The organism is Sphingobacterium sp. UBA5996, from assembly GCF_002429765.1.
Classification (GTDB): domain Bacteria; phylum Bacteroidota; class Bacteroidia; order Sphingobacteriales; family Sphingobacteriaceae; genus Sphingobacterium.
In genome coordinates, this window is record NZ_DJAS01000033.1 from 84039 (window position 1) to 90695 (window position 6657).

At 39.7% G+C, this 6657-nt stretch carries 4 protein-coding genes; 3 read left to right on the top strand and 1 reads right to left on the bottom strand.

Translation table 11 applies throughout. The annotated features are described in order from the left end of the window. Positions 1–14 precede the first annotated feature (14 nt). The gene (locus B3E00_RS22165) at positions 15–617 is read left to right on the top strand and encodes a hypothetical protein (RefSeq protein WP_293887364.1); all 603 of its coding nucleotides are present in this window, start codon (positions 15–17) and stop codon (positions 615–617) included. Here the strand turns inward: B3E00_RS22165 and B3E00_RS22170 are convergent. Beyond that, positions 614–1396 (bottom strand): Cof-type HAD-IIB family hydrolase, encoded by a 783-nt coding sequence (locus tag B3E00_RS22170; protein ID WP_293885622.1) that lies wholly within the window; start codon positions 1394–1396, stop codon positions 614–616. The genes B3E00_RS22165 and B3E00_RS22170 overlap by 4 nt on opposite strands. Before the next feature lie 363 nt (positions 1397–1759). Here B3E00_RS22170 and dnaE point away from each other — a divergent pair, with 363 nt between their 5' ends. Both dnaE and trxA read left to right on the top strand, forming a co-directional pair. Then, positions 1760–6178: a DNA polymerase III subunit alpha gene (gene dnaE, locus B3E00_RS22175; RefSeq protein ID WP_293940177.1), complete on the top strand. Its 4419-nt coding sequence runs from the start codon at positions 1760–1762 to the stop codon at positions 6176–6178. 122 nt (positions 6179–6300) lie between these two features. Continuing rightward, a complete protein-coding gene (gene trxA, locus B3E00_RS22180) occupies positions 6301–6621 on the top strand; it encodes a thioredoxin (RefSeq protein WP_209578826.1) in 321 nt (106 codons plus the stop codon). Positions 6622–6657 lie beyond the last annotated feature (36 nt).

Here is a 6657-nt window from a genome sequence, read left to right on the forward strand (position 1 = left end):
TAGCAATTTAACAAATGTCTGGTATAATAAATCGTTTTTTTGGTAAAAAGGTCTTAATAAATGAGGAGCTTTTGGCACTTGCGGATCGCTTGTCTTTTAGGAACAGTCAGCTCGATAGTTTTTTGATGGGGCATTTTTTAAAAGGTGATAAAACAAGTCTGGATGAATATTTTGCTTTTCAAAAGCAGGTGCTTGAGCTGCAGGTCGACCGGTTTGAATCGATCCAGATCGAGCTTGACTTGTTGAAGCAGTATTTGAAGCTAATAGAACATGTTGTCGCGGACGGTTTTTCGGTAAAATGGGAAAATAAACTTCCATGCCACGAGGAGATTATGTTGCCACCACTCATTTTTTTCCCTATGATACAGCATGCCGTTAAAAATGGTTATAATACGATGTCCTCCCATCCTGTCCGTATTCGACTATCGGGTTCACCAAAGGTGCTAATATGGGAAGTTAGCTATCGCGTAAACCATTATTTGGAAGATCAGTTTAGTGACACATTATTAGTTGATTTCCAAAAGCGATTAGCCTATCTCTTCCCACAAAAGCATAATTTATTGTTAAATAGTAACAGCAATACCGCTCGAATAACATTGTCGGTCCAGCTGTTTTAGATGATGTTGAAGTGTTTTAGTGCATTCCAGATACCATTATCATCGACGCTGTCTGTTATATAATCTGCAATTTCCTTGACCTCGGGATTTGCATTGCCCATAGCAACTCCAATATGTGTGTGTGCTAGCATGGTGATATCATTGCCTCCATCGCCAAATGACATGGTTTCTTCCGGGGTGAAGTTGAAATGATTTAAAAAAACATCTATTCCTATTTTTTTGCTCTGCCCCATGGGGTTAACATCGGCGAAAATTGGTGTCCATCTTGATGCGACTGAGTTTGGCATCACGTTTCTCATAAATTCGGCTTCTTCTTCCGGACTGATGAAAACATTAATCTGCATCACCGTGTCCAGATCAAAATCCCGTTCGTAATCGCGAATAGGCGGAGTAGGGACATTAACCTGCTGGTACATCGCTAATACCTCTGGTGTAGCCCGATTTAACGAAATTTCTTTTTCTGACATAAATGAAAAAGTCAAGTCTTCACGTTTTTTGGCATAGTGCAATAAGGAGCGGATATCTTTTTCCGGAATATTATTTTTATAGATAACTTCCTGTTCCTTTGTGACGCAATATCCGCCATTGAAAGTTATGTAACCATCAAAATTAAGATAATGAATATGCTCCAGCTGATTGTATGATCTTCCTGTTGAAACAAATACCTTAATATTTTTTTCTTTTAATAATTGAAATGCACGTTGAGTAGATTCAGGAACTTGATGTGTTTTGAAACTTAGTAAAGTTCCATCGATGTCAAAAAAGATAGCTTTAATCATGAACTTTTGGGTCAAAGTCAAATATACTAAATACCTAGGATAGTGTAACTATTACAGTATTGAATTTGATGTATTTATCCCTATAGGAAGATTGTTTTTTAGACGATTTGAGCAAGGATATGTTTGCATCCCTCCTTAGCGAAAAATTTATGACGACAGACTGTTGATGTACGATAGGTAGGTCTCAATTCAGCTTTCTGTTAGCGTTAGTTTAAGAGATCTTCTTCTGTAATGTGCTATCTCGATAGTTTATTTTCGCAAAAATCTAACACAATCTTCTCTAATAATTTCGTAAATTTCAAATCCAAAAAAATGCAAATTGTATTGTGTTTAATGTGTTGGATTAAAAGGGTTTAGAATTTTATGTATATTATTTTCGATACGGAGACGACAGGTTTACCTAAGCGTTGGGACGCGCCAATTACGGATACGGACAATTGGCCTCGCTGTATTCAATTAGCTTGGCAGATTCATGATGAGATGGGGAATTTGGTCGAACATCAAGATTTCTTAATTAAGCCAGATGGATTTGATATACCCTATGACTCTGAAAAAATACACGGTATATCCACTGCATTGGCGGAAGAGCAAGGGTTGCCAATTCAAGAGGTGCTGGAGAAATTCAATATCGCATTAAATAAAGCTAAGTTTGTCGTTGGGCAGAATATTGGTTTTGATTTGAATATCATGGGCTGCGAATTTTATCGCTATGGTGTCACATCCGATATGGCGAATATGCCTGTTTTAGATACCTGTACGGAAGTAACCGCTGAACTACTGAAGATTCCTGGTGGTCGTGGCGGGCGGTTTAAGTTGCCCAATTTGACCGAGCTACATTCCTATTTATTTGGAGTGCCATTTGCCGAAGCACATAATGCCACTGCCGACGTAGAGGCGACAGCACGTTGTTTTCTGGAGCTGGTGAGAAGAGAAGTGTTTACGGCCGAAGAACTTCAGGTAGATACTGGTTACTTCGTTGATTTTAAAATCAATAATCCGGGTCCGATACCTACTGTAGGGCTGAAGCATGTAAACTTAAAAGCCGCCTCTGATGAAATTAGACGGCAGTCTGAGCCTGAGGAGGCTAGGGTTGTTGTGGATGCTGAAGCGCTGGCTGCCTTAAAGGATGCTAAATTTGCCCATTTACATAACCATTCTCAGTTTTCGATCCTTCAGTCCACGATGTCGTACGATAGGTTGGTTTCGGCAGCGATCAAGGATAATATGCCGGCTGTTGCATTAACGGATCATGGCAATATGATGGGGGCTTTTGAGTTTGTTTCTCGCGTTATAGGTCATAATAAGGAAATTGAAGCTCAAAATGCGGAAGCTATTGAGAATGGACAAGAACCTACTGGTCAGCTCTTAAAGCCCATTGTGGGGTGTGAGTTTTTTGTCTGTGAAAACCACAAAGATAAGTCCAGAAAAGATAATGGTTATCAGATTGTCTTGTTGGCAAAAAATAAGCGAGGTTATCATAATCTGGCGAAGCTAGCTTCTTTCGCCTACACTGCAGGATTCTATTATGTGCCCCGGATTGATAAAGATCTTATTCTTCAATATAAGGAGGATGTTATCGCTTTGTCAGGAAACCTGCAAGGAGAAGTTCCCAATAAAATACTGAATATAGGGGAGAGCCAGGCCGAGGAGGCATTGCTATGGTGGAAGGAGCACTTTGGTGATGATTTTTATCTCGAGTTGATGCGCCATGGCCAGGAAGATGAGGACCGTGTGAACCAAACCTTGCTTAAATTTTCCCGCAAATATCAGGTTAAAATTGTTGCGACCAACAATACATATTACGAGAAGAAAGGTGACGCTCATGCGCACGATATTTTATTATGTGTGAAAGATGGGGAGAAGCTTTCGACTCCAAAAGGTAGAGGCCGGGGATTCCGTTTTGGTTTGCCGAATCAGGAATATTATTTCAAGTCTTCTGACGAAATGAAGGCGCTGTTTAAGGATCTTCCCGAAGCAATTTTGAATATTCAGGAGATAGTTGACAAAGTTGAGATTTTTAAACTAAATCGCGATGTTCTCCTGCCTAAATTTGATATACCCGAAGAGTTTCAGGTTGAAGCGGATCTTGAGGATGGCGGAAAACGAGGCGAGAATAAATACCTCGCGCACCTCTGTTATGAAGGTGCTAAAAAACGTTACGAAGAAATCACGGATGATATTCGTGAGCGGCTAGACTTTGAGTTGGCTACTATCGAGAAAACCGGCTATCCTGGTTACTTTTTGATTGTGCAGGATTTTATTGCAGCCGCACGAGCGATGGGAGTGTCGGTGGGGCCTGGACGGGGATCTGCTGCTGGTTCAGCTGTGGCCTATTGTCTTGGCATTACCAATATCGATCCGATTAAGTACGATTTGCTTTTTGAGCGTTTCCTAAATCCCGACCGTGTATCTATGCCCGATATTGATATCGATTTTGATGACGAGGGGCGTGGACGCGTCATGCAATATGTAATCAATAAATATGGTGCAAGTCAAGTTGCTCAGATTATTACCTACGGTACAATGGCTGCTAAATCATCCATTAAAGATACAGCCCGTGTACTTGATTTACCTTTAGGTGATGCTAATGAAATTGCTAAGCTGATTCCAAATCTTAAATTATCCAAAATTTTTACGCTAGATGACGCTGGTTTAAAGGAGAAGCTAAGAACAGAGGAAATTGAAGCCGTCAATAGATTGAAATCTATGGCCGATGGTGCTGGGCTCGAAGCTGAAACAATCCGGCAAGCCCGGGTATTGGAAGGTTCTGTACGGAATACCGGTATTCATGCCTGCGGCGTTATTATCACACCCGACGATATTACTAACTTTGTTCCTGTTTCTTTAGCAAAAGACTCTGACCTTTATGTAACCCAGTTTGATAACCACGTGGTGGAAAGTGCTGGTTTGCTAAAAATGGACTTCTTAGGTTTAAAGACGCTGACTTTGATTAAAGATACCGTCGAGAATGTCAAATTAAGTCATGGTATTGTACTGGATCCAGATCAGTTTCCAATTGATGATGAACTTACGTATGAGCTCTTTCAACGTGGGGAAACGATTGGTGTATTTCAGTATGAATCTCCAGGGATGCAGAAGTACATGCGTGACCTTAAACCTACGGTATTCGCAGATTTGATTGCTATGAATGCACTTTATCGTCCAGGGCCAATTGAATATATCCCCAGTTTCATTAAGCGTAAGCATGGTATAGATCCGATTGTTTACGATTTGGATGCCTGTGAGGAGTATTTAAAAGAAACTTATGGTATTACAGTATATCAAGAGCAGGTAATGCTTTTATCTCAAAAGTTAGCTGGATTTTCGAAAGGTGATGCCGATGTACTGCGGAAGGCCATGGGTAAGAAGCAAAAGGCTGTACTTGACAAGATGAAACCTAAGTTTATTTCGCAGGCCGAGGAGAAGGGACATAATGCCAAGGTCTTGGAGAAGATATGGACCGATTGGGAAGCTTTTGCGAGTTATGCATTTAATAAATCCCATTCCACATGTTATGCGTGGGTGGCCTATCAGACAGCTTATTTGAAAGCACATTTTCCTGCTGAATATATGGCGGCTGTACTTTCTAACAATATGAATGATATCAAGCAAGTAACATTCTTTATGGAGGAATGTAAGCGTATGGGGTTGGAAGTACTTGGACCTGATGTGAATGAATCCTATTATAAATTTACAGTGAATGAACGAGGTGCTATTCGTTTTGGAATAGGCGCTGTAAAGGGTGTTGGAGCAGGGGCCGTGGATGCTATTGTTCAGACAAGGCAATCGGGTTTATATAAATCCGTTTTTGATATGGCTAAGCGTATTGATCTACGTGCTGTCAATAAAAAGGCATTTGAGAGCTTAGCTTATGCTGGGGGATTCGATAGCTTCGAAAATACACATCGTGCACAATATTTCCACTCCGATGAAAATTCAACCGGCATGGAAAAGGCGATACGTTTTGGACAGCGTTATAAGGAAAATGAAAGTTCAGCCCAGGCAAGTCTTTTTGGTGTTGATGGAGGAGCCGAATTGCCAGAGCCCGTGTTGGCGCCATGTCCACAATGGGGGTTAATTGAGAAGCTTAAATATGAGAAAGAGGTCATTGGTATTTATCTAACTAGTCATCCATTGGATACCTATCGTTTTGAGATCGAGCATTTTTGCCAGAATTCGGTTTCAGACTTAGCATTGATCAATAAGGTTAAGGCGGCGGAGGTTGATGAAGAGACTTTACTTGAGTTTAATCGAATCAAAAATAAGGAATTAGTAATAGGGGGTATTATAGCTTCTGCAAACCATCGATTGACTAAGAATGGTAAGCCCTTTGCTTCTTTTATCATTGAAGATTATAGTGATTCCTATGATATGGCTGTATTTGGGGAAGAGTATGTGAAGTTAAAAGGATATTTGCAGGAAGGATACTTTGTGCAGTTAAGAGGCTTGGTGCAGGAGCGTTTTAGACAAGTCGGAAATTGGGGCTTTGAGCTACGCAGTGTACAATTGCTTTCTGATCTTCGTGAAAAGATGGCTAAAAGTTTTACGATCAATATTCCTTTGCCTAAATTGGACGAAGCATTTTTAGATGGAATTAAGGATATACTTGCGCAAAACGAGATTGAAGGTGTTGTGCCAAGTTGTCAATTGAAGTTTAAAATTTGGGATCCGCAGGATGAGATATCTGTCGAAATGCCAGCTAAAAGTCTGAAAATAAACCTTACAAATGAATTTTTGGAATGCATTGATAAGTTTGAAGGTATAAATTATAGATTGAACTAGTTTGGATTGGAATTTGTGTAATTAAGATTACAATTACATTAATAGTTGTTATTATCTTTGTTTATAGATTTTAGCAATTAAAAAATATAAATATAACTTCGGTTTATAAAAATTAAAAGATTATGGCATTAGAAATTACAGATAGCAACTTTGAAGAAGTTGTTTTAAAATCAGACAAACCAGTATTAATCGATTTTTGGGCAGAATGGTGTGGACCATGTCGGATGGTAGGTCCTGTAGTGGAGGAATTGGCTAAGGATTATGAAGGAAAAGCGGTTATAGGGAAAGTGAACGTGGATGAGAATCCAGAGATTTCAGTACGTTATGGAATTCGTAACATCCCTGCTTTGTTATTCTTCAAAAATGGAGAAATTGTTGATAAACAAATCGGCGCTGTTCCAAAGTCTGTTTTGAACGAGAAATTAGAAAAGCAACTGGCTTAGCGAGTTATAAAAATCAAAAAGAGGCTGTCTCAAAAT